Source organism: Sinorhizobium terangae (genome assembly GCF_009601505.1).
Taxonomy (GTDB): domain Bacteria; phylum Pseudomonadota; class Alphaproteobacteria; order Rhizobiales; family Rhizobiaceae; genus Sinorhizobium; species Sinorhizobium terangae.
This window is the reverse complement of record NZ_WITC01000036.1, coordinates 441,870-468,217: the sequence shown is the minus strand read 5'-3', so window position 1 is coordinate 468,217 and position 26,348 is coordinate 441,870. Positions and strand designations below refer to the sequence as shown.

At 62.7% G+C, this 26,348-nt stretch carries 25 protein-coding genes and 1 tRNA gene; 13 read left to right on the top strand and 13 right to left on the bottom strand.

Features of this window, described 5'->3' with window-relative positions; all coding sequences use genetic code 11:
• The first annotated feature begins 10 nt into the window (after positions 1-10).
• The 4 genes from GHK62_RS10595 (at position 11) to msrB (ending at position 2,722) form a co-directional block, all read left to right on the top strand.
• Positions 11-550, top strand: a complete 540-nt coding sequence (locus GHK62_RS10595) for a sigma-70 family RNA polymerase sigma factor (RefSeq protein WP_153438765.1) — start codon at positions 11-13, stop codon at positions 548-550.
• Positions 547-1,257 carry an anti-sigma factor gene (locus GHK62_RS10590; protein ID WP_153438763.1) on the top strand — a complete coding sequence of 237 codons (711 nt, stop codon included), beginning with the start codon at positions 547-549 and terminating at the stop codon, positions 1,255-1,257. Before GHK62_RS10595 ends, GHK62_RS10590 begins: the two co-directional genes overlap by 4 nt.
• 160 nt (positions 1,258-1,417) lie before the next feature.
• Positions 1,418-1,975 carry a fasciclin domain-containing protein gene (locus GHK62_RS10585; RefSeq protein ID WP_153438761.1) on the top strand — a complete coding sequence of 186 codons (558 nt, stop codon included), beginning with the start codon at positions 1,418-1,420 and terminating at the stop codon, positions 1,973-1,975.
• Between the two features lie 252 nt (positions 1,976-2,227).
• Complete coding sequence (gene msrB, locus GHK62_RS10580) at positions 2,228-2,722, top strand: peptide-methionine (R)-S-oxide reductase MsrB (protein ID WP_153438759.1); 495 nt, start codon at positions 2,228-2,230, stop codon at positions 2,720-2,722.
• 87 nt (positions 2,723-2,809) lie between these two features.
• Here the strand turns inward: msrB and GHK62_RS10575 are convergent, their stop codons facing one another.
• The 3 genes from GHK62_RS10575 to GHK62_RS34825 form a co-directional block, all read right to left on the bottom strand.
• Positions 2,810-3,346: a DUF1269 domain-containing protein gene (locus GHK62_RS10575; RefSeq protein ID WP_153438757.1), complete on the bottom strand. Its 537-nt coding sequence runs from the start codon at positions 3,344-3,346 to the stop codon at positions 2,810-2,812.
• Positions 3,347-3,473: 127 nt separating this feature from the next.
• Positions 3,474-4,130, bottom strand: a complete 657-nt coding sequence (gene yihA, locus GHK62_RS10570) for a ribosome biogenesis GTP-binding protein YihA/YsxC (protein WP_153438755.1) — start codon at positions 4,128-4,130, stop codon at positions 3,474-3,476.
• A 51-nt stretch (positions 4,131-4,181) separates the two neighbouring features.
• Positions 4,182-4,313 (bottom strand): hypothetical protein, encoded by a 132-nt coding sequence (locus tag GHK62_RS34825; protein ID WP_268833736.1) that lies wholly within the window; start codon positions 4,311-4,313, stop codon positions 4,182-4,184.
• An 86-nt stretch (positions 4,314-4,399) separates the two neighbouring features.
• Between GHK62_RS34825 and GHK62_RS10565 the strand changes: the two genes are divergently transcribed.
• Complete coding sequence (locus GHK62_RS10565) at positions 4,400-4,579, top strand: hypothetical protein (RefSeq protein WP_153438753.1); 180 nt, start codon at positions 4,400-4,402, stop codon at positions 4,577-4,579.
• 249 nt (positions 4,580-4,828) lie between these two features.
• On the opposite strand, the gene yidC is transcribed toward GHK62_RS10565, so the two are convergent.
• Genes yidC through rpmH form a run of 3 tightly spaced genes read right to left on the bottom strand, consistent with a single transcriptional unit; the run spans position 4,829 to position 7,167 of the window.
• A complete protein-coding gene (gene yidC / locus GHK62_RS10560) occupies positions 4,829-6,613 on the bottom strand; it encodes a membrane protein insertase YidC (RefSeq protein ID WP_167528207.1) in 1,785 nt (594 codons plus the stop codon).
• Positions 6,613-7,011 carry a ribonuclease P protein component gene (gene rnpA, locus GHK62_RS10555; protein ID WP_167528206.1) on the bottom strand — a complete coding sequence of 133 codons (399 nt, stop codon included), beginning with the start codon at positions 7,009-7,011 and terminating at the stop codon, positions 6,613-6,615. The genes yidC and rnpA overlap by 1 nt, the downstream gene beginning before the upstream one ends.
• Positions 7,012-7,032: 21 nt before the next feature.
• Positions 7,033-7,167: a 50S ribosomal protein L34 gene (rpmH, locus tag GHK62_RS10550; protein ID WP_012706673.1), complete on the bottom strand. Its 135-nt coding sequence runs from the start codon at positions 7,165-7,167 to the stop codon at positions 7,033-7,035.
• A gap of 331 nt (positions 7,168-7,498) precedes the next feature.
• Here rpmH and GHK62_RS10545 point away from each other — a divergent pair, with 331 nt between their 5' ends.
• The 5 genes from GHK62_RS10545 (at position 7,499) to GHK62_RS10525 (ending at position 13,713) form a co-directional block, all read left to right on the top strand.
• Positions 7,499-9,493: a methyl-accepting chemotaxis protein gene (locus tag GHK62_RS10545; protein WP_153438748.1), complete on the top strand. Its 1,995-nt coding sequence runs from the start codon at positions 7,499-7,501 to the stop codon at positions 9,491-9,493.
• Between the two features lie 229 nt (positions 9,494-9,722).
• On the top strand, positions 9,723-10,520 hold the full coding sequence (locus GHK62_RS10540) for a TVP38/TMEM64 family protein (protein WP_153438746.1): 798 nt from the start codon (positions 9,723-9,725) through the stop codon (positions 10,518-10,520).
• A 17-nt stretch (positions 10,521-10,537) separates the two neighbouring features.
• Entirely contained in the window at positions 10,538-11,962 is a 1,425-nt protein-coding gene (locus GHK62_RS10535) for a dihydrolipoyl dehydrogenase family protein (protein ID WP_184108416.1), read from the top strand.
• Positions 11,963-11,985: 23 nt separating this feature from the next.
• Positions 11,986-13,467 (top strand): sensor histidine kinase, encoded by a 1,482-nt coding sequence (locus tag GHK62_RS10530; protein WP_153438742.1) that lies wholly within the window; start codon positions 11,986-11,988, stop codon positions 13,465-13,467.
• A gap of 169 nt (positions 13,468-13,636) precedes the next feature.
• A tRNA-Arg gene (locus tag GHK62_RS10525) sits at positions 13,637-13,713 on the top strand.
• A gap of 122 nt (positions 13,714-13,835) precedes the next feature.
• Here GHK62_RS10525 and GHK62_RS10520 read toward each other — a convergent pair.
• Positions 13,836-14,651: a class I SAM-dependent methyltransferase gene (locus GHK62_RS10520; RefSeq protein WP_153438740.1), complete on the bottom strand. Its 816-nt coding sequence runs from the start codon at positions 14,649-14,651 to the stop codon at positions 13,836-13,838.
• Between the two features lie 186 nt (positions 14,652-14,837).
• Positions 14,838-16,259 carry a hypothetical protein gene (locus GHK62_RS10515; protein WP_234886843.1) on the bottom strand — a complete coding sequence of 474 codons (1,422 nt, stop codon included), beginning with the start codon at positions 16,257-16,259 and terminating at the stop codon, positions 14,838-14,840.
• Positions 16,260-16,462: 203 nt separating this feature from the next.
• Between GHK62_RS10515 and GHK62_RS10510 the strand changes: the two genes are divergently transcribed.
• Together GHK62_RS10510 and GHK62_RS10505 are read left to right on the top strand one after the other, a co-directional pair.
• Positions 16,463-18,178 (top strand): hypothetical protein, encoded by a 1,716-nt coding sequence (locus GHK62_RS10510; protein WP_234886842.1) that lies wholly within the window; start codon positions 16,463-16,465, stop codon positions 18,176-18,178.
• 105 nt (positions 18,179-18,283) lie between these two features.
• On the top strand, positions 18,284-18,913 hold the full coding sequence (locus tag GHK62_RS10505; protein ID WP_153438739.1) for a helix-turn-helix transcriptional regulator: 630 nt from the start codon (positions 18,284-18,286) through the stop codon (positions 18,911-18,913).
• A gap of 12 nt (positions 18,914-18,925) precedes the next feature.
• Here GHK62_RS10505 and GHK62_RS10500 read toward each other — a convergent pair whose 3' ends face one another.
• Entirely contained in the window at positions 18,926-19,603 is a 678-nt protein-coding gene (locus GHK62_RS10500; protein WP_153438737.1) for a methyltransferase family protein, read from the bottom strand.
• A 379-nt stretch (positions 19,604-19,982) separates the two neighbouring features.
• Here GHK62_RS10500 and GHK62_RS10490 point away from each other — a divergent pair, with 379 nt between their 5' ends.
• The gene (locus GHK62_RS10490) at positions 19,983-20,129 is read left to right on the top strand and encodes a hypothetical protein (protein WP_153438733.1); all 147 of its coding nucleotides are present in this window, start codon (positions 19,983-19,985) and stop codon (positions 20,127-20,129) included.
• Between the two features lie 20 nt (positions 20,130-20,149).
• On the opposite strand, the gene GHK62_RS10485 is transcribed toward GHK62_RS10490, so the two are convergent.
• The 4 genes from GHK62_RS10485 to putA form a co-directional block, all read right to left on the bottom strand.
• A complete protein-coding gene (locus GHK62_RS10485; protein ID WP_153438731.1) occupies positions 20,150-20,578 on the bottom strand; it encodes a DUF1810 domain-containing protein in 429 nt (142 codons plus the stop codon).
• Between the two features lie 49 nt (positions 20,579-20,627).
• Entirely contained in the window at positions 20,628-21,614 is a 987-nt protein-coding gene (locus tag GHK62_RS10480; protein WP_153438729.1) for an aldo/keto reductase, read from the bottom strand.
• 65 nt (positions 21,615-21,679) lie between these two features.
• Positions 21,680-22,264, bottom strand: a complete 585-nt coding sequence (locus tag GHK62_RS10475; RefSeq protein WP_153438727.1) for an IMPACT family protein — start codon at positions 22,262-22,264, stop codon at positions 21,680-21,682.
• A gap of 239 nt (positions 22,265-22,503) precedes the next feature.
• The gene (gene putA / locus GHK62_RS10470; protein WP_153438725.1) at positions 22,504-26,211 is read right to left on the bottom strand and encodes a trifunctional transcriptional regulator/proline dehydrogenase/L-glutamate gamma-semialdehyde dehydrogenase; all 3,708 of its coding nucleotides are present in this window, start codon (positions 26,209-26,211) and stop codon (positions 22,504-22,506) included.
• Positions 26,212-26,348: the final 137 nt, after the last annotated feature.

Here is a 26,348-nt window from a genome sequence, read left to right as displayed (position 1 = left end):
CCCAGGCGCCATGGCCGATGAGGAGATCTCCGCGCTGCTCGGCCGCGTGGTCCTGAGAGACCGCGATGCCTTTGCGGCGCTCTATCGCCAGACGAGCCCGAAACTCTTCGGCGTCTGTTTGCGTATACTCAAGGATCTCAGCGAAGCGGAAGAAGCACTCCAGGAAATCTACGTCAAGATTTGGCAGCGCGCCGACCGTTTCGCGACAGGCCAGGCAAGCCCCATGTCCTGGCTGACGGCAATCGCACGCAACCATGCAATCGACCTCATCCGGGCGCGAAAACCCGTCGCAAACGCGATTGACGAGGTCTATGATTTGGCTGATCCTGCTCCAGATCCGGAACGATTGGCAGCAGTCCGGTCGGAAGGCAGGCGGATCGACGCCTGTATGGAGGAGCTCGAGAAGGATCGCGCCGAGGCGGTGCGCCGAGCCTATGTCGAAGGATTGAGCTACCAGGAACTGGCCGAGATGTTCGCGGTACCGCTCAATACGATGCGGACCTGGTTGAGACGCAGCCTCCTGAAACTGAGAGAGTGCATGGAGCGATGACGACGCAGAATCCCGAAAGCGGAGATTTTCGCCGCGACGAGGTGATCGCGGGAGAATACGTGTTGGGCGTTCTGTCTGAAGAGGACCGCCGCAAGGTCGAGGCGCGCATGGCATCCGACCGGAACTTCGCCGCCATGGTCGATCGCTGGCAGCACAATCTCGCCTCTTTCGACGATGCCTACGAAGCGGTCCGCCCACCAGCCCACGTGTTTGCTGCTGTCGAGAGCCGCATCTTCCCGCCGCCGGCAGCCAGCCCTCGGGTCGGATTCTGGAACTCTCTTCTTCTCTGGCGCAGCCTTGCCGTCGCGTCGCTCGCTGCAGTGGCAATCATGGGTGCGTCCATGGCCGGCCTGTTCAGCGAGCCGCAAAGCCAGCCGCTGGTGGCGGAACTCTCCGGCGAGGGCAATGCGATCAATCTCGTGGCACGCTTCGACAGAGCGTCCGGGAGCCTGAAGCTGACCCCGGTGGCGGCGCGGCAGGCGGAGCAAAAGTCTCTCGAACTCTGGCTGATAGAGGGCGACAATCCGGCAGTTTCGCTGGGGGTACTGCCCCAGTCCGGTGAAGGCGAAATCCTGGTGCCGCCCGAGATGCGGACGAGATTCGACGAAGGTTCGACCCTTGCCGTCAGTGTCGAGCCGCTTGGCGGTTCGCCGACGGGTGCTCCCACCGGTGCGGTTGTCGCGCAGGGCACGGCCCGCCATCTCTAGGGCTGCCCGCAGCGGCCCCAAAAAAGACGCTATCTTTTCAAATGCTTAGCGTCAAATCGCGTGATCTGAAACTCTTTCTCCACGCCTCCCGTTGCTTGTGATGTTCCCGAGAGGAACAGCAATCGCCCTCCGTGGGCAAGCGCAACAGGAAGGAAGAGAGATGTTCAAGTTTGTGATCCGTTCGGCACTTGTCGCCTCCGTGATTACGACAGGTTCGGTCGTCGCCTACGCCGAGAACCCGATGGTCGGCGGTGCCCCGATGTTTGCCGACAAGAATATCGTCGAAAATGCCATGAACTCGAAGGACCACACGACGCTGGTTGCGGCCGTGAAGGCCGCCGGCCTTGTCGAGACCCTTGAGGGCAAGGGGCCGTTCACCGTCTTCGCGCCGACGAACGAAGCCTTCGCGGCCCTGCCGGCCGGCACCGTCGACACACTGTTGAAGCCCGAGAACAAGGACAAGCTCACGACTGTGCTGACCTGCCATGTCGTCGCCGCCAACGCAATGTCGTCGGCGATCGCTGAGATGATCAAGGATGACGGCGGGGAACACGACGTCAAGACGGTTGGCGGTTGCATCCTGAAGGCCAAGGCCGACGGCGGCAAGATCAGCCTGACCGACGAAACCGGCGGCACCGCCTGGGTGACGATTGCCGACGTGAAACAGTCGAACGGTGTCATCCACGTCATCAACAAGGTGCTGCTGCCGAAGGGATGATCCGCTTACGGGCGGCGGGCATCGGCCCGCCGCTCAAGCCGCTTGCCGCACTGCTCTCACGTCGGTTTGATGGACTTTGTTTTGTCGTGGTTCTCTCGGACCGCTAGTCTCCAAGTAAACACTACAGAGCCGCGCGTCTTATCAGGCGCGCAAAGGACGCTGTAGCACTTTGAATTGCTGCATGTTTTTGTCCTTCAATAGGCTACGATTAAAGGCAACATGCAGCGGGCCCCTTTTGCACGGGAGGTTCCGATGACGAACCGTCGCAAGTTCCTGATGGCGGGCGCCGCGCTCGCCGCATGGATGGTGGCGCGTAGCTTTGGCCCCGCCGTACGCGCGGCCGACGGCGAGACTTTCGAAGTCGTGAAGACGGACGAGGAGTGGCGCGCGATCCTGACCGCGGACCAGTATGGCATATTGCGGCAGGAGGACACGGAACGGCCCTTCACAAGCGCGCTCAACCACGAGAAACGCAAGGGGATATTCCACTGCGCGGGATGCGGGCTCGCCCTCTATTCATCCGAGGCGAAGTATGACAGCGGCACTGGCTGGCCGAGCTTCTGGCAATCGCTTCCCGACGCAGTCCGCACACGCGAGGACAATTCCCTGTTCATGACAAGGGTCGAATGCCACTGCCGCCGCTGCGGCGGGCATCTCGGCCACGTTTTCGACGATGGCCCGCCGCCGACCGGCAAGCGGCACTGCATCAACGGTCTGGCGCTGACATTTGCGCCGGCCGCCGCATGAAGCGAGACGAAATTATTGCCCCTTGGCTTGCCTCCTTCTCCCCATCTAAATGGGAAAAGGAGACAGCAGGCCGCAGGCCACCCGGATCTAGGACGCGGTGGCCTGCGGCGGAGCCTGCACGTCGGAGAGCGCAGCCTGCAGCCTCTGCTCCTGCTCGGGCGAGAGCGACGTTTTCAGTACGCGGCCGCGCAGCCCTGTAAGCTCGGCGAGTACCTTTTCCGGTTGCACCTTGCGCACCAGAATAAAGAGTGCAGAGGAATTGTTCGGGATCGTGTTGCCGAGCGACTTGATGAACTCGTCGTCGATGCCGTAGTCGGCAAGCGAACCGGAGAGCGCCCCGGCGCCGGCGCCGAGCGCGCCGCCGATCGCGAAACCCGCGAGCGGATTGAGGAAGAGCAGGCCGACGAGGCCGCCCCAGAGCGAACCCGAAAGAAGGCCCGAGGTTGCACCGACGGCGGCGAGATTGAGGCTCTGCTTCAGGTGCACCTTGCCTTCACCGTCGCGCACGACCACGACCGCATCCTCAAGGTCGATCAGATATTCTTTCTTAAGGCTGTTCAGCTTCAAGAGAACCTTGTCGGCCTCTTCCGTCGAATCGAACCCTACGACAATCAAATCGGACATGTCTCTCTCCTGCATCTTGGCCCGGCCGGCAAGAGTGCCGCCGCTCGCAGAAATAGAGCGCTTTGCGTGTCAGGGTAGTGACGAAGATCAAAGACTTTTGTCTTCGGGTGGGAGAGAGATACCCGTTTCAGCGCGCGACGGCGAGATCGATCGCTGCCCGCAGTTCTTCGATGCCGGTGCCCTTTTCCGAGGAGGTCGACAACACCTCGGGAAATGCGGCTGGGCGCTTCTTGATCTTCTCGATCGTGTCCGCGATCAGCCGCGGCACGCCCGCCGCTTTGATCTTGTCTGTCTTGGTGAGCACGATCTGATAGGAAACGGCGGCCTTGTCGAGGAGCGCGAGCACCTCTTCGTCATTCTTCTTGATGCCGTGACGGGCGTCGATCAGCACATAGACGCGCTTCAGCGTGGAGCGGCCGCGCAGATAGTCGAAGACGAGCTTCGTCCAGGCGTCGACCTGCTCCTTCGGTGCCTGCGCATAGCCGTAGCCCGGCATGTCGACAAGCGCCATTGGCGGCAGGTCGCCGGCCTCGCCGGAATAGCCGTCCGGCACGAAATAGTTGAGCTCCTGTGTGCGGCCCGGGGTGTTCGATGTGCGCGCGAGGCCCTTCTGTCCGACAAGAGCGTTGATCAGCGACGATTTGCCGACATTCGAGCGGCCGGCAAAGGCGATCTCCAGCGGGCCCTCGGGCGGCAGGAACTTCATGGCTGGAACGCCGCGGATGAAGATCCACGGGCGGCCGAAGGCGGAGGAATCGTTCTGGTTTTTCTTCTTTCCGGTCATCGCTCGATTTTTTCCGTTGCCCGGTCGGCTTCAATGTTTTGCGCCTCCTTGTCAAGGACTCGCACCAGTTTCCGTGCGCAGCCGGCGTTGCCGCCAGAGTTCGACGGCGAGATAGGGAAAGAGGGCGAAGAGCACGATCGACCCGCCAATGATGGTATTGGTGCGGGGGATTTCGTCGGGCAAGGGCCAGCACGAAGCTCGTCGATGCTGTCGCGAAGCAGCAGCCGACGGCCACACCGGGCCAATCCATGTCCAGGAAGAGCCGCATCATGTTCGAGGCCCCGTCGCGGACCAGCATGAAGGTGATCAGGAAAGCGGCGGCGAAGAACGACCGCCAGAAAACGACGATCCAGCTGTCGTCAATTTCGAGGAAACGCGCCAAGGTGCCGCCAAAGCTCCAGACGACGGCCGAGCCGACAACGAGCGCGACCTCGGTTGCACGGCCTTGAACCGGCATGGCGGTATTCGGCAGGACGGTCGGCTGCGACATCATCGGAATCCGGATTAAAACCGGCAGACAATAGAGCGCTTGCCGGTTGCAGTCCCCGGTTTTCGCGACAGTCGGTTGTCGCAAAGCGGAATGACAAAGAAAAAGCCCCGGATCGTTCGATCCGGGGCTTTTGAAGCGGATGGGAGCCGGCGGCTAGATCTACGCAATTCCGGACGGAAAATCGTAACGCACTTTTCCCGGAATTGCTCTATTCCGCCGGTTTGGGTTTCTTCGCGAACAGCGATTTGAGGTTGTCGAAGAGCTCGATCTTCACGCCCTGGCGTTTCATGATGATCGACTGCTGGATGATCGACAGCGTGTTGTTCCAGGCCCAATAGATGACGAGGCCTGCGGGGAAGGACGCCAGCATGAAGGTGAAGACCACCGGCATCCAGGTGAACAGCATCGCCTGGGTCGGATCCGGGGGCGTCGGGTTCATGCGCATCTGCAGGAACATGGTAACGCCCATGATGAGCGGCCAGACGCCAAGGTGCAGGAACGACGGTGCGTCGAAGGGAAGCAGGCCGAAGAGGTTGACGATTGTCGTCGGATCGGGCGCGGAGAGGTCCCTGATCCAGCCGAAGAACGGCGCATGGCGCATCTCGATGGTGATGTAAATCACCTTATAGAGCGCGAAGAACACCGGGATCTGGATGAGGATCGGCCAGCAGCCCGCCAGCGGGTTGATCTTCTCGTCCTTGTAGAGCTGCATCATCGCCTGCTGCAGGCCCATGCGGTCGTCGCCGAACTTCTTCTTCAGTTCCTCCATCTTCGGCTGGACCTTCTTCATGTTCGCCATCGACGCATACTGCTTGTTGGCGAGCGGGAAGAAGAGAAGCTTGACGACGATCGTGGTGATCAGGATCGCGATGCCGAAATTGCCGAACAGACGGAAGAAGAAATCCATCATTTTGAACATCGGCTTGGTGATGAAGTAGAACCAGCCCCAATCGATCAGCTTGTCGAAATTCGGGATCGAGTAGGCGGCTTCGTAGCTGTCGACGACCGGAACTTCCTTGGCACCGGCGAAGACGAGATTCTTGACCTCTGCGGATTGGCCCGGCGCGACGGTGATCGCGTCGCCCTTGTAGTCGCTCTGGTAGCGGGCGCGGCCATCGGTGAAGTGCGAGAAGCGAATGTCGAACGGCGTCTCCTGCGGCGGGACGATCGTTGCGGCCCAGTACTTGTCGGTGATGCCCAGCCAGCCGCCAGTCGATTTGCCCGGTTCGACGGGCTGATTGTCTTCGACCTTCGAGTAGCCGACCTCCTGCAGGCCGGTTTCGCCGGCCACGCCGATGAACCCCTCGTGCAGCACATAGACGCTCGGCGTCGTCGGCTTGTTGAAGCGGGTGACGCGGCCGTAGGAAGACAGCGAGATTGGTGCCGAGCTCTCGTTCTTGATGCTGTCGACGACTTGGAACATGTAGCGATCGTCGACGGAAATCGTCCGGAGGAAGGTGAGACCCTTGTCGTTGGTGTAGGTGAGGGTGATGGGTGTCGAAGGCGTCAGCTTTTCGCCGCTCGAAAGCGTCCAGACGGTCTGTGGCCCCGGAACCGAGCCGGACGCGTCGTTACCGATATAGCCGATCTCGGTAAAATAGCCGTCCGCCGTTTCCGCGGGGCTGAAGAGGGTGATGACGGGGCTCTTCGGATCGACCGTCTCGTGGTACCCCTTGAGCCTCAGATCGTCGAAGCGTGCGCCGGCCAGGTTGATGGATCCCGAAAGCGCCGGCGTATCGATCGCAACACGTGCAGATTTGGCGATCGCCTGGTCGCGGTTTTCGCCGGCACCCGGGATGGCACCGCCCGCAGGCGCCTGGCCCGGCGTTGCCTGCTGCGTACCGCCCTGCGGTTGAGCCTGTTGCGTCTGCTGGGCCTGTTCCGCAGCAATGCGGTCCTTCTCGATCCTCGGATTGACATAGAAAAATTGCCAAGCGACGAGGATCAGCACGGACAGTGCAATCGCCACGAAATAATTGCGGTTGTTTTCCATCATGGTTTCCTGGAACCGGCCGAAGGCCGCTTCTGTTTCGGCTTGTTTTCGATGCGATCGCAGAGCGCCCGGGTCAATGTGTCGAAGGGGGCATGCAGCAGATCGCGTCGGGCGACAATCACATAGTCGTGTCCGGGTTTCATTGCAAACCCGGCTGAAAGCCGCACTGCTTCTTTGAGGCGTCGGCGCATTCGGTTGCGCTCTACGGCGTTGCCGTGCTTCTTGGTGACTGTGAAGCCGACGCGGGCATCACCATCGAGATCCTTGCGGTCGAGCACTTCGAGCAGAAATAGTGGGCCTTTGCGGCTTTCTCCAGCTCTGACGGCCAAAAACTGCGGACGGCTTTTCAGCCGCCCGACAGTCGTCTTGTCTTTGCCTGACGTCATATGCCCGGACATGAGGTTTCGGGCAGGCTCGGCTTAGGCCGAGAGACGCTTGCGGCCACGAGCCCGGCGGGCTGCGAGGACCTTCTGGCCACCCTTGGTGGACATGCGTGCACGGAAGCCGTGACGGCGCTTGCGAACAAGCTTGGACGGTTGGTAGGTACGCTTCATTTATTTAAATACCGCGGTGTGCGGCCCTTCTTGGGTTTGCATATTGCAAGAGCGTTTACGTAACCGGGCACAGCTCCGCCTTGCGGGCAGGGTGGCTTGACCGGACGTGCGCGGCTTATAAGGACAAATGTCCGGCAAAGTCAATTCCCGACGGGCTTTTCGAGACGATGGGCTCGTAGATTCGATGGCCCCCTGCAGTGTCCCAGCTGTAAGAACTAAGGGGCAGCCGATGAGCCCTTTGTTAACCAAGAGTATTTTAGCATTTATTCAATTACGTGTGGACCGCAGGTTACTTTCCCGTTTTGGGCGAGTACGCGGTGGGGGGCAGGAAATGAAAATACGCGGGAAAATCTATCTGATCGTCGGCATCATGAGCCTGCTTGCGATCGCCATTACCGGCATGTCGCTGCTGATCGTGTCGGAGTACAACGACAAGCTTCATCAATTCCAGAGCGCATCCCAGCGGGCGTTCAAGGGCGAGCGGCTCAATCGCCTGGTGACCGGCGTCGTCATGGAAGCGCGCGGCATTTACGCGGCGCCGACGATCGAAAAGGCAAAACCCTTCGCTGAAGGTCTCCTCAAGAACCTCGACAAGATCGACGCACTGCTGAAAGACTGGCGCCCGCTGGTTCCTGCGGACAAGCTCTCGTCCTTCGATGCGCTGGTGAAGCGCGCGGAAGAGTTCAAGACCTTCCGCACCGAGACGGCCCGTCTGGGCCAAGAGGTTTCGCCGCAGGCTGCCAACGAGCAGGGCAACAACGACGCCAATCGCGCCAACCGCAAGGCTTTCCAGGCCGAAATAGACGGGATCGTGGACGCCAACCTCGAGTCGCTTGAGGCGATCACGGATGAGATCGCAGCCTTTGAGCGCTCCGTTATTCTCATTGTGCTCGGCATTGCCGGCCTCGGCCTGGTCGCGGGCATCGGCACGGCCTTCTACATCGGCACCAACCAGCTCAGCCGTCCGATTCTCGACCTGACCGGCGCCATGAAGCTGCTTGCCGGAGGTGATCTCTCCGTCGACGTACCCTTTGCCGGCCGCAAGGACGAGATCGGCGACATGGCTGCCGCCGTCGGCATCTTCAAGCAGAACGGACTTGCCGTGCGCGAGCTCAATGCCCAGGAAGCGGCCCTCAGGGAAAAGAGCGCTGACCTGCAGTCGAGCATCGGCGTCGTCGTATCTGCGGCCGCCGCGGGCGATTTCACCAGGCGCATCAGCAAGGACTACGGCAACGACGACCTCAACCGCTTTGCCGCGAGCGTCAACGAACTCGTCGGCAGCGTCGACAGCGGGATTTCCGAAACGCGCCGCGTCATCGCGAGCCTTGCCGCCGGCGACCTGACGCAAAGCATGAACGGCCAGTTTCAGGGTGCCTTCGCGGAGCTGCAGAAGAACGTCAACGACACGCTTACGACCTTGCAGAAGACCCTGCGCGAGGTGCGCACGACGACGGATTCGATCAACGGCAACGCATCCGAATTGCGCTCGGCGGCGGACGACCTCTCGAAACGCACGGAACAGCAGGCCGCTTCGCTCGAGCAAACCTCGGCCGCGCTCGACGAGATCACAGCCGCGGTTCGCAGCTCGACCGAGAGGGCGCAGGAAGCATCGGTCATGGTCACCGAGGCCAATCAAAGCGCTGCCGAGTCCGCGTCCGTCGTGCGCAGCGCGGTCGAGGCGATGGGCCGCATCGAACAGGCCTCGAACGAGATCGGTCAGATCACCAACGTCATCGATGAAATCGCCTTCCAGACCAACCTCTTGGCGCTGAACGCGGGCGTCGAGGCGGCGCGGGCAGGCGATGCCGGCAAGGGTTTCGCCGTCGTGGCCCAGGAGGTGCGTGAACTCGCTCAACGCGCCGCCAGTGCCGCCAAGGACATCAAGGCGCTGATTTCGAAGTCGGGCAGCGAAGTCGCGACCGGTGTCAAGCTTGTTCAGGCGACCGGAACCGCGCTCGGCGAGATCGAAACGCGCGTCCTGAAGATCAACGACCATATCCATTCGATCGCGACGGCTGCACGCGAGCAATCGACAGGGCTTGCCGAGGTCAGCACGGCCGTCAACCAGATGGACCAGGTCACGCAGCGCAATGCCGCAATGGTCGAGGAGGCGAACGCCGCGACACACAAGCTTTCAGCCGAAACCGGCAACCTTGCGAACCTGATCGCCTACTTCAAGGTCGATCGCGATGCCGTCGGGGCGATCGCGCCGGCAAAGGGGACAAGCCGCCCGGTTGCCTCGCCCGCCCGGCGTATGATGGGCAGCGTCGCTCGAGCCTTCGGCGGCAGTGCCGCGGCGGCGCGGGACGAATGGGAGGAATTCTGAGCCTCCACGTCACGATCTTTTCTCGCGGACGGCCCTGCCGGTCTCCGCGGGAGAAACCTGGATGCAGCGGCTCCAGCGACACCAGGGACGATAGTTCTTCTTTTCACGGCAACGTGAGTTGTCAGGACGAACTGTTCACGTTGACGTTTGACGGCGCGACCATTCGTTATTGGTTCCGGGTCCGGATTCCCTCTAACTCAGGAGTAGATCTCGCCGAAAGCAAGGCCGCATGAACAATGGAGTAAGAAACGGGGCAGAAGGAGCAGCCCTGAACCCCTCGTCAGGGCGGAGCGACGCTGAACATGCGCCGCGCCGTTCGCCGTGGCGGTTCGTGCCATTCGCTCTCCTGCTTCTCGGTGGTGCCGTCTGCTATGCGTTTGGCCTGCCGCAATACCTGTCGTTGACGGCGCTCGTCCATCACCGCGAGATACTCAGCGCCTATGTCGATACTCATCCGCTCCATGCGGGAACTGCCTTCTTTGCGGTCTATGTCGCGGTGGTCGTCTTTTCGATTCCGGCTGCATCGGTGCTGACCATATTTTCCGGGTTTCTTTTTGGCTGTCTTACAGGCGGGATCATCGCGATCGCCGCGGCGACGCTCGGATCGTGCCTTCTGTTCCTTGCCGCGCGCGGCGTTTTTGGCGACCTCCTGCGCCCCCGCGCCGGACGCTTTCTGGAGCGTCTGGCGGAAGGTTTCCGGCGCAATGCGTTCCTTTATCTCCTGGTATTGCGGCTGGCGCCGATCTTTCCCTTCTTCGTCGTCAATATCGCACCCGCATTCTTTGACGTGCGGCTGCGCACCTTTGCCCTCGCGACGCTGATCGGCATCGTGCCCGGCACGCTCGCCTATGCCTGGCTCGGTCGCAGCCTCGACGCCGTGATCGCGCGCTCGGGGGCGACAGGCGGCGAGCTTACGCTTGCGGATTTCGCGACGAGGGACATTTCGCTGGGGCTTGCGGCATTGACCCTCATCGCGGCATTGCCCCTGGCGTTGAAGCTAATACAGTCGCGCCGCAAGGCGGTCTGAAAGGGGCGGCGAGCGGCGTGGCGAATGTCCTCAATCCGGATATCTGCGTAATCGGCGGCGGTGCGGCTGGCCTGTCCGTGGCCGCGGGCGCCGCAGCCTTCGGCGTGCCGGTCGTTCTGGTCGAGCGCGGCCGGATGGGTGGGGATTGCCTGAACTTTGGCTGTGTGCCGTCGAAGGCGCTGATCGCGGCCGCGAAACACGCGCAGGCGATCCGCGCGGCAGAGGAATTCGGCATTTCCGCAGGCGAGCCGCTCATCGACTATGAACGGTTGCAGGCGCGGGTCCACGCGGTCATCGGGGAAATCGCGCCGCATGATTCCGCCGAGCGCTTCGAGAGCCTTGGCGTGAAAGTCATCGCCGATGCGGCCCGTTTCATCGACGACAGGACGGTGGCAGTCGGCGATCATCTCATCCGGGCCCGGCGCTTCGTGATCGCTACCGGCTCGTCGCCGGCCATTCCCGCAATTCCGGGGCTCTCCGATACGCCGTATCTCACCAATGAGACGCTGTTCGATCTGAAACGGCTGCCGAAACACCTCGTTATTGTCGGTGCCGGACCTGTCGGGCTGGAAATGGCCCAGGCCTATCGCCGGCTCGGCGCACGCGTGACGGTCGTTGAGAGCGGCAAAGCGCTTTCGAGCGACGATCCGGAACTGGTGGCGATCGTTCTGGAGGCGATCCGGGCCGAGGGTATCATTCTTCATGAAGAAACCGCCATCCTGTCCGTTGAGCGGCACGCGGGCGGCGTGCGGCTGCATTGCGAAAATGCGCAAGGGCGTTTTTTCATCGACGGCAGCGATCTGCTGCTGGCCGCCGGCCGTGCCCCCAATCACGCTTCTCTCGATCTCGACGCCGCCGGTATTCGCCACGACGCGAAGGGGATCGCCGTTGGCGCGGACCTGCGCACAAGCAATCGCCGCGCCTATGCGATCGGCGATGCCGCAGGAGGCATGCAGTTCACCCATGTCGCGGGCTATCATGCGCGGCTCGTGCTGCAGCAGATCCTGTTCCGCCTGCCGGCGCGCGAAGACCGAGGCATCGTCCCGAGGGTCACGTTCACGGATCCGGAACTGGCCGAGGTCGGCCCCGGCGAGGCGGAGGCACGGGAAAAGTTCGGTCGTGTCGACGTCGTCCGCTGGGACTTTTCAGCCAATGACCGCGCCCGCACCGACGGCCTCGGCCGGGGCCTCATCAAGATCACGGTCACGCGGCGTGGTCGGATCCTCGGTGCTGCAATCGCCGGCGCCGGTGCCGGAGAGATGATCAACGGCTTTGCTTTCGCCGTCGCCAATCGGCTGACGCTCAAGCATTTCCGCGGCTATGTGGCGCCCTATCCCACCTTGTCCGAGATTGGAAAACAGGCATCGATCTCCTATTATGGCCCTGTGGCGCGAAATCCGCTCGTGCGATCCGTGATCGGAATGCTGCGGTATTTCGGCTGAGTTGCAGGGAATGTTCTAGAGTTATGGTGGAAGACACGCGTCCGGCCGATGCGAATGGTATGCCCCGAGCGGCCGTGGGGTTTCTCCGCGGGCTCTCCGGCAAGCTGCTGCTTTTGACCGTTGCCTTCGTCATGCTGGCGGAAGTGCTGATCTTCGTGCCGTCGGTCGCCAACATGCGGATCCGCTGGCTTCAGGATCGGCTGAACACGGTCGCCGCTGCGGCCGTCGTGGTCGACGGACTGCAGAATGTCGAGCTTCCGCGGGCGGTGCAGCGCGACACGTTGATGGCGACCGGAACCAAGGCCATCGTCATTCGCCGCAAGGATGCGTCGCGGATGATCGCCACCGTCGACATGCCGCCGGCGATCGACGGCGAATACGACATCGCCAACTTCACCCCGGCCGGCGCGATACGCGATGCGTTCGATACGCTGCTTTTCGGTGGCAAGCGCATCGTGCGCGTCTATGGCCCGCTCGGCGAAAGCGATGCGACGATCGAACTGGTGATGAAGGATGCGGGCCTGCGCAATGCGATGCTCGTCTATTCACGCAACGTTTTCCTTCTGTCGATCGCGATTTCGCTGATTACGGCGGCACTGATCTTCCTCGCCATCAACCGCATGCTGATCGTGCCGATCAGGCGGATGACGACGAGCATGCAGGAGTTTTCCGAAGAGCCGTCGAACCCGGAGCGACTGCTCGTTCCGCCGGAGGGCGGTGATGAACTGGCGATCGCCGGTCAGCACCTCGCGAGCATGCAGCGCGAATTGCAGAAAACCTTGAAACAGCAGAAGAGCCTCGCCGAACTCGGCCTCGCGGTTTCTAAGATCAACCACGACATGCGCAACATCCTCTCGTCCGCGCAACTCATCTCCGACCGGCTCGCCGATGTCGATGATCCGGTGGTCAAACGCTTTGCACCGACGCTGCTGAGGACGATAGACCGCGCCGTCGGCTATACACAGGAGGTTCTCTCCTACGGGCGCACGGCTGAGGCAGAACCGCACCGCCGCTTTGTCGCGCTGCGTCCGCTCGTCGAGGACGTCTCGGAACTCCTCGCCATCGACGGCCAGAGCGGCATCGATTTCGAGATCCAGATACGCGACGACGTCGTGGTCGACGCCGACAGCGAGCAGCTTTTTCGCGTCGTCCACAATATCTGCCGCAACGCCGTCGAGGCGTTGACGAATCACGAGCCGGAGGACGGCCGCTCCAGGTCGATCTCGGTTTCGGCCATGCGAACCGGCAGCGTGGTTACGATTTCCATCGACGATACGGGGCCGGGCATGCCGGCCAAGGCACGCGAAAACCTGTTTGCCGCATTTCGCGGCTCGGCGCGCTCCGGCGGCACGGGCCTCGGGCTCGCCATCGCCCGCGAACTGGTACTCGCCCATGGCGGCACGATCGCGCTCGTCGAAAAGCCGACACCCGGCACGCTGTTCCGCATCGAACTGCCGGATCGCCCGGTGCCGCTCGACGCTTTCCGCTCGAAGGCGCGGCCCTGATATTCCCTCCTTGGGCTGCCAGTGTTCTCATCGCCCGGCCCCAATCGGTCTTTCCGGGCCTTATCCACTGTTGTCGCAAAAATGAAATTTTTTCCCGAAAGGCGCTTGCAATCGCCGAAAGGACCCAGTAGAGGATCGCCACGCAAGCGGTTCTCACCGCTTCAGGCAAGCACCCGTAGCTCAGCTGGATAGAGCACCAGACTACGAATCTGGGGGTCAGGAGTTCGAATCTCTTCGGGTGCGCCACTTCCCCTCAAGGCACTACATTGCAGCCCATCGCATTGATGTTGCCGATGGATCAGTCACAGCGCATCGAAAGCGTTGCCAATCCCCTTGCTTCGCCACGGATACGTCCCGCCGACGGACATCTATCGTTTCTCGCCAATGATGACGAGATACTCACGCTTGATGTGGAGCCCGGCCTCGACCTGGTAGTGCGCGTGATAGGCGTCGACATCGCGCTTCAGCGCTGCCCTTTCGCCTTCGTTCAAGCCTTCGTAGAGCATGCGCAACGGCCCAAAGCCGCGCAGATACCAGTTCCAGATCGCCTCGACGCTTTCATGATAGGCGTTGTTGGTTCCGTGTTCGAAAGTGAGCCTGAATTCTTGCCCGAGCAGGTCTTCAACACGGGCCGGATCACCCCACGAGAGCGACGATTCCTTCGGAGGCGGCGCCTTCGTGTGCGCGCTGATTACAGCGAAGAAGCGGGCGACGGCGCCCGTCGGCGACCAAGCCGAGATGCAGAGCCGCCCTTCTTTGCGGCAGACGCGCGCCAGTTCGCTCGCCGCGCGGCGGTGATCCCCGGCAAATATCACGCCGAAGGTCGAGAGCACCTTGTCGAAGCTTTCGTTCGGGAAGGGCAGGTTCTCGGCATCGGCGACGCGGAAGTCGATCGGCGGCTCGACGCCGGATGAAAGCTGGCGGGCAGCGTCGATGAGATCGGCCGAAATATCGATCGCCGTGACGTTTGCGCCGAAGCGCGCCGCATTGCGCGCGCTCCAGCCGGTGCCGGTCGCGACGTCGAGCACTTTGTCGCCGGGCTTCGGGCTCAATCGCTGGGCGGCATGCGCCAGCGCGTCGGAGATCGCGAAGCTGACAAGGTCGTAGTGCCTGCCTCCTGCTCCCCAGAGTGCCGCCGCCTCCCGGTTGTGCTCCAGGATCCCATCGCTGACATGTTCCGACATGAAACCCTCCTTCGGTTATTGGGGGCGCCCATTTCACCACTTGATGGGTCTGGCGGCTACTTCACGATCTGACGCTGCCGGATCCGAGCAGAAGGAGCGTCGGCTAGATCATACTCGTCCTTCTTAAATGCGCTGGAGCGGTGATGTGGACGGAAAACCGAACATGACGGCGGACGGCGACCCGTCTCACGGCGCATCGAACTCCACGTCTCCGTCGAAATCGTAAACCGCTCGAACGCTGAAAATGTGGGCCGTTTCCTCGTCGGCATTGCGTGTAAATGTGTAAGCGGCGGCGAGTTTCCATCCCGTGCCTTCGAACGGCATGCCTTCGCCATGCTCCTCGTCGGGATCATAGATGACCTCGAGGTCAGCCAGGTGCTGACGTGTGTCCGGCCCGCTGTCAACAAGATTGAGCTGCTGGGTATAGCTCGCGACATAGGTCAACGGCTCCAGCTCAAGCGCGGCCGAACCCGTGAGGACGAATGCATCGACCGGACCGCTGTCGAAATGCCGAAGATACGCCGCCTCGCCGAGCAGCCTCAGCGTCATCTCGTTCATCTGAAGGCTTGCGGTCGCCGACGCCAGGTAGGCCAGTTCGTCTTCGGGTGTCAGCCCTTCTTCCATGTCCTCGCCGGTAGGCTCTCCGGCCCTCTGGTACCGGAAGCCCAGCCTGTAGCCGTAATCACCGTCCAGATAGCAATCACTCGGCTCCGCCCCTCTGCAGCCGTCAAGGACAAGCGAGAGCGAAGACAGGCCATCGGTGTTGCCGGCGCCGCCATCCGACAGTCGCGTCCGCCCCCGAGCGGTGAACAGGGAATCGCTGAAGATCGATCGGTCGGTGGTGAACAGAGTTGCGGCCAGGGCCTGATCCATCCCGAGACCGTCGAAGTTAAATACGACCTCGGCACCGACGCGCTCGTCCGCGTCGAAATCCGACACCAGGTCCGTGGCATTGATTCCGGGCGCGACCTCGCTGGCAAGGCTGAAGATCGTATCGAATTTTCCGGCCCTCACGGTGGCCGGGCCCGCTTCGACCGTGGTGTAAAGTTCGGCCAGGTAGGTCCCGATCCCTTCAAAAATCATGTTCTCGCCAGGCTCTGGCTCGACAACCGGCTCCGTGATGATCGACGTGACGAACCGCAAATAGTCCGTCGGCGCGAAGAACAGATCGACGGTAATTGTCGGCTGCAGTTCGTCGGACCTCAAAACAGAGGGATTGGCGGCAAACAACCAGTCATTCTGGAGCTCCGTAGAAACTTCGTAACCGGCACAGGGCGCGGTGCAGGCTTCGACGAGCGCTGGCACGGCGTCTTCGGCCATTGCTGTGGTTGGGAGCGACAGCAACAGCGTGCCGACGCAGGCGGAGGCGAGAAGACGCATGGCGGCCCAGTCAGCTCCTCTCGCCGTCGGCCTGGCGGGGTTCGGACTTTCCCTTGCTCCCTTCCGAATAAAGCGAAATCCGCATGGTCGTCGAATACCCGTTTGACACCCGGTGGGCCGACCATAGCGCATGAAGTGCCCACCACCAATGTCGCCGCGAAAGGGAGCCAACCGGCAGAGTGTTCCCACGAGGTCCAGTTGATCGGAATGATGGGCGGCCACCAGCATCGGAATTCGCCCTTGATGAGGACGATCGGGCGGGCCTGCATATCTCACATCCGTAAGATGGGTCGCCCAGGCCCTTGAACTTTTGAGCCTTTCCCACGTCACACCTGCCGGATTCCCGCGAGCGGACAACCGCCGCATGTTGCTGCAGCGGCGAGCGGGCGGTTGGGGCGCGTCCGCGACGCGATCACCTCGGAGGACATGCCATGGCCATCTTACCCGATTTCGGTGCGGCGACCTTCATTCCCGGCGCGCCGATCGACAACCCTTACCTGCCGCTGATCCCCGGTCACGTCTTGAGCTACAAGGGCGATGAGATCGATCCCAATACCGGCGAGGTCACGACGGAGCGCAACGACGTCTTCACCACCTCCGCGACGTTCGAGGTCCGTGGAGTGAGTACGACGGTAATCCGCGACACGGTCTACGAGGACGACGTGATTCTCGAGGACACCTTCGATTGGTATGCACAGGATACCGCAGGCAATGTGTGGTACTTCGGCGAGATCGTCGTCAATTACGAGTACGATGACGACGGAAACTTCATCGGCGTCAATCATGACGGCCAATGGTCGGCCGATGATCCCGGCAACCAGCCGGGCTGGGCCATGAAGGCGACCCCGGAATTCGGCACGGCCTATTATCAAGAATTCGCTCCGGGCATCGCGGAGGACGAAAGTATCCTCGCGGAGATCGGGCTCAGCATGAAGACGCCCTTGGGGAAATTCGAGGACGTAATCAAAACGATCGACAGTTCCGCCCTGTCCACCGGTGCCGAATTCAAATTTTACGCGCCCGGCGTGGGCGAAATCGCCGAGCTTGAGCTGGCGCCCGACGGCAGTATCACGTCGAAGGCCGATCTCTACCGACGAGGCGTGGTCGGCGTGGCGGATGACGACACGGACGACGTCACGCCTGCTTTGGCTTCGCTTCACGAAGGCAAGGAGGTAAAGGATCTCCCCGACGTACGTGATCTTGATTTGGCGGACTTCACCGGGACCGGGACGACGAAGCAGGTGACGGTGCTCGGCGGCTCCACCGACAGCACTGACGCGCTGGGCGCCTATTTCGTAGACACCGCGACCGGCGCCATCAGCGAAGCGCGCATACTGGTGTCGGATCTCTCCGATGCGTCAAACGGCGAGTCGGTGGCTATCGACGTGCCGGAAGGCCAGAGCCTGTGCCTGTTCCTGGTGCGCGGCGTGGACGAGATCGGAGTCGATCTGGAGCAGTTCGCCGATGGTGGCCTGCAGCTCAAGAACCTCCTGACCGGTGCGACGGCCAACGCGAACGATCCATTCGCGCCGACTATCATGGACGACGCCGGCAACATTCTGCCGATTCAGCCCTTGAGCGCTCTCGGGGCCGATGATGGGTCAAATCTGTTGAACCCCGCCGGCAGCATGCAGGCGATCGGGCTTTCCTCGAAGGTGCCCGGGACAGCCGGGATCGAGATCGTCGGCTTCGAAGACCGGTTGAACACCAGTCCCGACTATGACGGCGATTTCAACGACGCGATCGTTGCGGTCAGCGATATGCCGCTCCCGTCCGAGACGCTCGGTCAACTCGTTCGCGAAGCCGGAGGCGCAAAGTCCGGAGCGACGGGTGGCAGTGAGCCGATCGGCATCAGCGCAGGTGACCTCCCGGCCGACGACCGGACCGAGCATCAATACGAAGATCCCCTCGGAGACTGGCTTGCCGGCGACACTTTCCAGTTCGCCGACGCGGCGCCGCATGAGCGGGCCACAGATTTCGGCACCAGCGGGGGCCATTTGGTCGTGGCCGAGGATTGGGCCTTCTCTTTTGGCGAACGCATCCACGATGATTGGCTCGACGGTACCGATTTGATCGCCCCGGGCAATGTCGATGTCGCAGCCACCGGCGCCGCCTCTCTGAGTGCCGATGGTTTCTTCTTCGCCTGAGCCGCTTTTGCGCCCCGTCTGTTGCGGAGTCAGGCCTGCGGGCGCAAAATCACGACGGCACAGCAAATTGCGGGACGCCACCGTGATGAGCCGGGGAGGCGAACCATGGATTGGACCAGGGGACGTGGCCGAACGATCCTTGTCGCGGGTGCGGTATCGGCATTTGCGCTGTTGCTCGGCCTTGAGGTCGTGAAAGAGGAGGAGGAGCTAACAGTCACAGAACTGTTGACGGAGGCGGTGAGCATCGCGCTTCTCGTCGGCTGTTCGGCCTGTGTTGCGCTGCTGTCCTCTCGGCTGCGTGAGCAGGAGGCGGAAAGCTTCGGCCTACGTGACGAGGTGGCGCGCATTCGAGCACGCGATGCACAGTGGCGTGCCGACCTGGCCGATCATTTTCAGGAACTCGGTGCCGCGATCCAACGCCAGTTCGCCGCCTGGGGCTGTACCCAGGCGGAGCAGGAGGTCGGACTTCTGCTGCTCAAGGGGTTCAGTCACAAGGAGATCGCGCGCTTTCGCGGGGCCAGCGAGGCGACGATACGCCAGCAAGCGACCGCAGTTTACCACAAGGCAGAACTCTCCGGCCGGGCTGCGCTTTCTGCCTATTTCCTCGAGGAACTCCTGATGCCGCCCGGGCAAACATCGCAGCCCCCGGCACGCGGCGATAGCCGTGCTCGTGCCGAAATGTCGGAAGCTACCGATCGCATCCTCCGGGCCGAGCGCGGCACAAGCGCGCCGTAACGTCGATCGGAGCTACCAGACGAAAGGGATGAGGCGATAGCGAACGCGCGCTGCATAGTCGTCATATCCCGCGAGCCCGGTCCGAAGAGCCTGTTCCTCGATCCGGATGCGAATGGCGAGCAAGGCGGCCAACACAAGTACCGCCCCGAGCCCCCACCAGGAGCCGAGGAGCAGCGATGTGCCTGCGACGAAGACGAGGGCGCTGGCGTAAAGCGGATGGCGGACGTGGCGATATGGCCCGGTGGTGATAACCCTTTGTGCCCGCTCCTTCTGGATTTTCACGACCGGTGCCGCGAAGCTGTTTTCCCTGAATGTCCAATAGTTGAGCCAGATCGAGAGCAGGAGCGCCAAGGCGCCGAGCACCTGCACCCATGGCGGAGCCGACGACCATCGGAACCGCACGACATCCAGCGCCATGAACGCAAATGAGCCGAACAGGAATAGAAAGATGATCGTGAGGAGCACCTTGTCCGCGAAGGGTTGATCTTTCTGGATCGGTGCCGATAGCCGTTCTTTGAGCAGTTCCGGATCATGCCGGCCGAGTGACAGTCCGGCGATCAGCGAGACCGTCAGCATCATCGCGAGGAAAACCCATCCGGCCGGCCAGGCGAGGGTTCCAGCCGATGCGAAGAGCACCATTGCGATGATCCCAAACCAGATGAGGGTTTGAACGATCAGCCTGACGACCATGGTCACGCTCCAGATGATCGGGACGCCGCAGCGCAGCACGTCCAATCGGACGCGCTACTGCATGATTCCTTAAATCGGAATGGATTTAAGGATAAAATCATGCAGCAAATCAAAGTGCTACAGCGAGCTTTGCGCGTCCGATTGGACGCGCGGCGCTGTAAGGTCGCTGTGACAGCGTTTCAGATAGCGCCGTCGCTCGCGATCGCAACCCTCCATTGTGCGACCTACACAGTGGAGGACTTTTCCGCTCGCCTGCAGAGACTTTGCCGGCGTTCGATACTTCTCGACACGTTCGAAATCTGCCCTGCGACGGCTCAAGCGGAGCTGTGATGGCAGTCGCCTTCACGCTGTCGTGTGCAGGTCGCTGCTTAACAACCCTTTGCTCGATACCCATATAAAAAGCGTGCTTCCCGACGCCGGTCACGGCAAGGAGGGCTTTATGTATCGCTATATGATGAAGGAACTCATGTTCGTCATCGTCGGGCTCGCTGTCTTCTCGACGTTGATGCTGCTATTTCTTCTGTAGACATTGTGAAGACGTCGGCGTCAGCCTTTACCGAGCTTTTCAAGCGTCCTCGGATCCCTCTCCCCGTCGAAATAGCGCTCGAGCGCCCTTGCGAAGACGCCGACCGTCGGGCCGGCGCTTTCGAACAGCGTCATCGACGAGCGAAACTTGAGGTCATCCGGTCGGCCGAAAATCTCGAGCGCCGATCGGCCCAGAACGGCATTGACCGCCTCCGTGCATTCAAGAATGCGGTGGCCAAGCAGCGGATGCCTGAGATAGGCGCGCGCCTCGTCCAGGTTCGCGAGCGCATAATATTGCGCCGTCGGTGAATGGCCGAGGCCCTCGATCTGCGGAAAGATGAACCACATCCAATGGGTTCGCTTGGCGCCGGCGGTGAGTTCCGCGAGCGCGGTGCGATACGTGCTTTCCTGCGCTTTCACGAAGCGCTCAAGATCGAAGGCCTCTTGCATCGGCGCCTTCCTTCCGGCGCTCCGCGTCTTTCCGCAGGGCGCCGGTGTTTTACCATCTCTGATGAACATGAACCTTGATCAGCCGCTCGTAAAGCACGGCGATCGCGGCCAGTGTCGCATTGTCGAGTGCCGGAACCGCGCTTGCCGCGGCGTTCGACTGCGCCTGCGCCTCGTTGCGGGCGCCGGGGATCACGACAGAAACCGCCGGCTGCTCCAGGATCCAGCGTAGTGCGAACTGGGCCATCGGCACATTGGCCGGCACCAGCGCGCGCAACTCTTCCACCGCCTCGAGCGCGACGTCGAAAGGCACGCCTGCGAAGGTTTCACCGACATCGAAGGCTTCGCCGTGGCGGTTGAAATTGCGGTGGTCGTCAGCCGCAAAAACCGTGTCCTTGCCGATCTTGCCGGTCAGCAGGCCGGAGGCGAGCGGAACGCGCACGATGACGCCGACATCCTTCCTCCGCGCCTCGGCGAAGAACAATTCCTGGGGACGCTGACGGAAGATGTTGTAGATGATCTGAACCGTGGTGACGCCCGGATATTCGATCGCCTTCAACGCTTCCTCGACCTTTTCGACCGAAACGCCGTAGTTGCGGATCTTGCCATTGGCGACAAGCCGGTCGAGCGCCTCGAAGACGTCCGGGCGATAATAGACATCCGTCGGCGGGCAGTGGAGTTGCACGAGATCGAGCGTCTCGACGCCGAGATTTTTCAAGCTGCGGTCGATGAAGGCCTCGATATTGGCGGCCGTATAGCCGTCGGCGACATGCGGATTGAGTCGGCGGCCGGCCTTGGTGGCAACGAAGGGTCTTTCGCCGCCGCGTTCGTTCAGCACCGTCGCGATGATCTTTTCCGAACGCCCGTCGCCATAGACGTCGGCCGTGTCGATGAAGGTGACGCCGCTGTCGAGCGCGGCGTGAAGCGCGCGCTTGCCGTCTTCTTCGCTGACGTCGCCCCAGGCCCCGCCGATCTGCCAGGCGCCAAAGCCGACTTCCGAGATCGTTGCACCCGTTCGTCCTAAAACTCTTGTTTTCATTTCGATGTCCTCGCCCTGTTCTGCGTCGGTGTGACTTCTATGCTGGTTGTACTTCGCATGGAAGTTCAGTTTTCGAGCGAGACGATCGCCTTGCCGCGACTGAGATCGGTGACGAGTGCAACGACCTCCGTCGCGATGTCCTCCCGCATATCGGCCGTCAGGACCGCCCCTCTGTCGGTGAATGTTTCTCCGGCAAGAGCTACGCCGCGGGCCGTCAGTCGCGCTTTGATCAGGGCAAGATCGGCAAAGTCGCAGACGATCGTCGCGCGCTGCGTGTCGACGAGTTCGGCCTTTTCGGCAGCCCTCAGGCAGAGTGCCGCGGTGCCGCCATAGGCGCGGATCAGCCCGCCGCTTCCAAGCAGGACCCCGCCGAACCGTCGGGTGACGACGACTGCGACGCGATCGAGCGATTGGCCGTCGATCGCCGCAAGGATAGGCTTGCCCGCCGTGCCGCTGGGTTCTCCATCGTCACTGAACCGATAGGTCTGGCCGATGCGCCAAGCCCAGCAATTGTGATTGGCGCTCGGGTCGGAATGGGCCGCGAGAAAGGCCTTTGCCGATGGCTCGTCCTCGACCGGGCTGGCGATCGCCAGGAACCGGCTTTTCTTGATTTCCTGTGTCGAGGTCTCGATGCGCTGGAGCGTGAACATCCGCTGCTTCCGTTTTTCAGGCGGTGATAGCGGATTGGGGAAGGGGGCGCTAGCGGGGCGCAGGTCATCGGGGTCTGCCCCTCATCCGCCTGCCGGCACCTTCTCCCCGCAGGCGGGGAGAAAGGACTCGCGGCACGGCCTCGCCCTTCGCAAAGCCGCAGAGTGATACCGTCGGCGTGAGCACGTCCCCTCTCCCCGCATGCGCGGAGAGGGTTAGGGTGAGGGGCAAATCGGCGCCCTTAGCCGATCGCCATCAGGCTGGCGTTGCCGCCGGCCGCTGCGGTGTTGATCGACGTCGAGACCTCTTCCAGGAGCCAGTTGAGGCAGTAGGCGTCGGGGTTGCGGGCAATCTCCTCCTTCGACGCAGCCTGGACGAGCACCAGCGGACCGGGTAGCGCCGCGATCGCCTTGTTGACGACGCGGACGCGTTCGGCGTCACCCTCGACGAGGGCGCCGGCGAAGGGTCCGTCCGCGGCCCAGTCCTTCGACCAGGAGAGACGCACGGCGACGCTCTGGGGCAGGTCCTTGAGCGAAGGCTGCAGGCCGGAGGCAGCGTCGATGACGACGCTGTTGCCGGTCGCGAGCGCGGCGGCGAGCTGATGGTAGAGGCCCGTCTCGGTCTCAGGAACGAGCAGAATACGGCCGCGCGGGTGGAGCGCATAGAGATTGCGCTCACCGACCGGTCCCGGCAGCTCCAGCTCAAGCCCGAGCGCCGAACTGCTGCCGGCGTTGCGTGCCGCTTCCGCTTCGGTTCTCGCGCTGCGGCCATCGAGCCACTTGGCGAAGTCGAGGAGAGCAGGATCCGTGTGAACCGAGCTGTGCTGCGGCGGCACCGGCGCGGTCGTCACCAGCCGGCCGAGATAGAGCGGGCCGCCTGCCTTCGGGCCGGTGCCGGAAAGGCCGCGCCCGCCGAAGGGTTGCACGCCGACGACGGCGCCGATGATGTTGCGGTTCACATAGAGGTTGCCGGCCTTCACGCGGCTCGTCACATGCGCGATCGTCTCGTCGAGGCGCGTGTGGAGGCCGAAGGTCAGCCCGTAACCGGTGGCGTTGATGTCATCGACCAGCCGGTCGAGATCATCGCGGCGGTAGCGGATGACGTGAAGCACCGGCCCGAAGACCTCACGCTTGAGATCGGAGAGCTTCTGAAGCTCGATGATCGTCGGCGGCACGAAGGTGCCTTGATCCGTCTCGGCGGCAAGGCCGATCTGCTCCACCTTGCGGCCAAGCCCGCGCATCGCGTCGATGTGCTTTTCGATGATGCCCTTCGCCTCGGCGGTGATGACCGGGCCGACGTCGACGGAAAGGCGGTCGGTGCGGCCGATGTTCAGTTCGTGCAGCGCCCCCTTCAGCATATTGAGTGTGCGGTCGGCGACGTCCTCCTGCAGGCAGAGCACGCGCAGCGCCGAGCAGCGCTGGCCGGCGCTGTCGAAGGCTGATGCGATCACGTCGCCGACGACCTGCTCGGCAAGCGCCGAGGAATCGACGATCATCGCGTTCTGGCCGCCGGTCTCGGCGATCAGCGGGATCGGCCGCCCGGCAGGCGAAAGCCGGTCGGCAAGCTGCGCCTGAATGAGGCGCGCGACCTCCGTCGAACCGGTGAACATCACGCCGGCGATCTCCGGTGCCGCGACCAGCGCCGCGCCGACACGACCATCGCCCGGCAGGAGTTGCAGGACATTGGCCGGGACGCCGGCCTCATGCAGCAGGCGCACGCCTTCGGCGGCGATCAACGGCGTTTCTTCCGCCGGCTTGGCAAGCACCGGATTGCCCGCAACGAGTGCGGCGGCAATCTGGCCGGTGAAGATCGCCAGCGGGAAGTTCCAGGGGCTGATGCAGACGATCGGCCCGAGCGGCTTATGGGCCGGACCGAGCGTGCGGCGCGTCTGTTCGGCATAGTAGCGCAGGAAGTCGATCGCCTCCCGCACCTCTGCGATCGCGTTCGGCAGCGACTTGCCGGCCTCGCGGGCGATCAGCCCAAGGAGCGTCGGCATGCGCGCCTGCATCAGGTCGGCCGCGCGGTCGAGGCAGGCGGCCCTCTCCGCCGGAAGGACCGCGGCCCATGCGTCGGCAGCCTCGAGAGCGAGGCGGGCCGCGCGCTTGGCATCCTCGTCCGAGGTTTCCGTCACCGAGCCGACGATGTCGCGGTGGTCGCCGGGGTTGAGGACCGGGCGCGTTTCGCCGGAGGCCACGCCGGTCGCGAGTTGCGGCACGGCTGCCCAGGTGGTCGCGGCGCTCGCCTTCAATGCCTCCGTCAGCGAAGCGAGGCTCTCTTCGTTCGAAAGATCAACGCCGGCGGAATTGGTGCGCGTCTCGCCGAAGATCTTCGCCGGCAAGGCGATCTGGTCGTGCTTGGCGCCAACCACCGGCATGGAGCGGACGATTTCCACCGGATCGGCGATGAGCTCGTCGACCGAGACCTTCGGGTCGGCGATGCGGTTGACGAAGGAGGAGTTTGCGCCGTTTTCGAGCAGGCGGCGGACGAGGTAGGCAAGCAGCGTCTCGTGCGTGCCGACCGGCGCATAGATGCGGCACGGACGATTGAGATTGGCGCGGCCGACGACCTCGTCATAGAGCGGCTCGCCCATGCCGTGCAGGCACTGGAACTCGTATTTGCCGACCTGAAAATCCTTGCCAGCCATGTGGTAGATGGTGGCGAGCGTCTGCGCGTTGTGGGTGGCAAACTGCGGGAAGATCACGTCCGTCGCCGAAAGCAGCTTGCGGGCGCAGGCGACATAGGAAACGTCGGTATGGATCTTGCGGGTGAAGACGGGGAAATCCTCAAGCCCGTCGAGCTGCGCGCGCTTGATCTCCGCATCCCAATAGGCGCCCTTGACGAGGCGCACCATGATGCGCCGGCCCGAGCGGCGCGCGAGGTCGATGATGAAATCCAGAACGAAGGGGCAGCGCTTGCCGTAGGCCTGCACGACGAAGCCCATGCCGTTCCAGCCGGAAAGGTCGGCGTCGAGGCAGAGCTCTTCGAGAAGATCGAGCGACAGCTCCAGCCGGTCGGCCTCCTCGGCGTCGATGTTGAGACCGATGTCGTATCTCTTGGCGATGAGCGCGAGCGCTTTTACCTTCGGCAGCAGTTCGCCCATGACGCGGGAGGCTTGCGCCCGCGTATAGCGCGGGTGGAGCGCCGAGAGCTTGATCGAGATGCCGGGACCTTCGTAGATACCGCGCCCGGCCGAAGCTTTGCCGATCGCGTGGATCGCGGATTCGTAGTCCTTGTAGTAGCGCTCCGCATCGGCCGCCGTGGTCGCCGCTTCGCCGAGCATGTCGTAGGAGTAGCGGAAGCCCTTCTGTTCGAGCGCGCGCGAGCGGCGCAGCGCCTCGTCGATCGTCTCGCCGGTGACGAACTGCTCGCCCATCATCCGCATCGCCATGTCGACGCCGCGGCGGATCACCGGTTCGCCGCAGCGCGCGATGAGCCGCGATAGTGCTGCCGCGAGGCTGCGGTCGTTGACGGTCGAGGTCAGCTTGCCGGTGACGACGAGGCCCCAGGTTGCGGCGTTGACGAAGAGCGAACGACCGCCGCCGAGGTGCGACTTCCAGTCGCCGTCGGCGATCTTGTCGCGGATCAGCGCGTCGCGGGTCGCCGTATCGGGAATGCGCAGCAGCGCTTCCGCAAGGCACATCAGCGCCACGCCCTCCTGGCTCGACAGCGAATATTCGTGCACGAGCCCCTCGACGCCCGATCCCTTGTGCTTGGCACGGAGCGCCTCGATCAGCTTGCGGGCGGTTTTGGCGGCGGCATCGCGGATTTCTTTGGGCAGCGTCGCCGCCTCGATGAGCGCCGGCAGGCATTCCGTTTCGGGACGGCGATAGGCGGCGGTGATAGCCTGGCGAAGCGTGGTTTGCGGCCGGATCGGCGGTGCGAAGTCGGCAAAGGGCGCCGGCGCTGCGTCCGTGGCTGGGGGGGATTTTTGAAGCTTGGTCTGGCTCATCGAACGGGGTCCTCCACGGAGCGGCTAACGGGGCGCCTGGCACCCCTGATTTCGTGGGCAGAAAATACGCTTGACAACGCCGAACATCCATCCGGCAAATTTCACCGTTCTCGGGATATTTCGCTATCGACCCGCCA